Genomic DNA, 1,723 nt, shown 5'->3' with positions numbered 1-1,723 from the left:
TGGGGGCGTTTTTGGCGTTTGGGGTGGCGCCGGTGGTGGTGGCGCCGGTGGCGGCTGCTGATGAGTTGGATTGGGTTGTTGATTTTCTGGGTGCGGATTTGGCGTCGGCGTTGGGGGATTTGAGTCAGGCGTCGTCGTGGGAGGCGTTGTTTGATGCGGCGTCGTGGGAGCCGTTGTTGGCCAGTGTGGGGTTGTCGTTTGATGCGTCGGTGGCTTCGTTGCCGGGGTCGGCGGCTGCTGATGACTGGTTTGGGTCGTTGTTTTATCAGCCGTTGCATGATTTGGGGCAGCAGTGGATTTTGAGTCCGTTTGGTGCTGAGGTCAATTCGTTTATCAATGCGACGTTCGGGTTTGGTCAGATCCTGATCGGCAATGGTGCGGATGGGATTGATGGCGGCACGTTGGCGCAGGCTGCTGGTGGTGCTGGTGGGTTGTGGTTCGGCGATGGTGGTGCTGGTGGCACCTCGGCTGATGGCGTCGGTGGTGTTGGTGGTGCGGCGGGCATGTTCGGCGATGGCGGCGCCGGGGGTGCGGGTCTTGATGGGGGTGATGGCGGCGCTGGTGGTGCTGGTGGCTGGTGGATGGGTGTTGGTGGTGCCGGTGGTGCTGGTGGCGCTGGTGTCGATGGTGGTGCCGGCGGCCAGGGTGGTGCTGGTGGTGCCGGTCTTGGGTTGATGTATGGGGTGGGTGGCAATGGTGGCGTCGGTGGTGGCCGCGCGGTCGGGGCGGCCGGTGCTGCTGGTCTTGCCGGGTTAGACGGGGCGGTGGGTCAGGCCGGGGGCAATGGTGGCAATGGTGGTGCCGGCGGTAAGGGTTCGTGGCTGATCGGTTCCGGTGGCCAGGGTGGTGCCGGTGGTCAGGGCGGCAACGGTGGCAATGGTGGTGTTGGTGGCGATGGTGTGGATGCCGCTGCGCCGGGTGCTGCTGGTGGTGTTGCTGGTGATGGTGGCAATGGTGGTGCGGCCGGTCATGGCGGCAATGGCGGTGCTGGTGGTGCCGGGGGCTTGTTGGGTGCGGCGGGGGTGTCTGGTCGCGGTGGTGATGGTGGTATTGGTGGTGCTGCGGGCCAGGGTGGCGATGGTGGTGATGGTGCTGATGGTGATGGCACCTATGTCGATGGTGGTGCTGGTGGCCGTGGTGGTGATGCGGGTGTGGCCGGTGCTGGTGGCAATGGTGGCCAGGGTGTCACCAACGGCAGCGCGGGTGCTGGGGGTGCGGCGGCGACCGGTGGTGGTAACGGCGGCCGCGGCGGCGACGGCTTCGACGCCGTCACCCCTGGTACCACCGGTGGGGCCGGTGGTGCTGGGGGAGACGGCGGCAACCTGGGCAACGGTGGCGCCGGTGGCAACGGTGGTGACGGCGCGGCCGGTCTGGCCGGGCACACCGATGTCAGTGGCAATGGCACTACCGGCCTGGCCGGTGGCAACGGTGGTGTGGGTGGCGCCGGGGGTGCCGCTGGTTCCCTGGCCGGCAACGGTGGCGCTGGTGGGGCCGGGGGCCGCGGTGGCACCGGGGGTGTCGGTGGTGCCGGCGCCGACGGCGTCACAGGCGCGGATGCCATCGCCGGCAGTGGTGATGACGGTGGCGTCGGTGGTGATGCGAACAGCATCGGTGGCGCCGGTGGTGTCGGTGGCGTCGGCGGTAACGGTGGTGTTGGTGGCGCGTCGGCGCACGGCATCGCCGGTGCGCACGGTGCCGGTGGCATCGGTGGCGACGGTGGCGC

1 pseudogene is annotated in these 1,723 nt (G+C 68.4%); it reads left to right on the top strand.

From position 1 onward, the window contains the following. Positions 1 to 353 precede the first annotated feature (353 nt). Positions 354 to 1,723, top strand: a pseudogene (locus A5694_RS25210) (PGRS repeat-containing protein); the annotation flags it as partial.

It is taken from the genome of Mycolicibacter sinensis, assembly GCF_001667945.1.
Taxonomy (GTDB): Bacteria; Actinomycetota; Actinomycetes; order Mycobacteriales; family Mycobacteriaceae; genus Mycobacterium; species Mycobacterium sinense_B.
The sequence above is the reverse complement of the archived record's forward strand: the minus strand, read 5'-3'. Positions and strand labels throughout refer to the sequence as shown.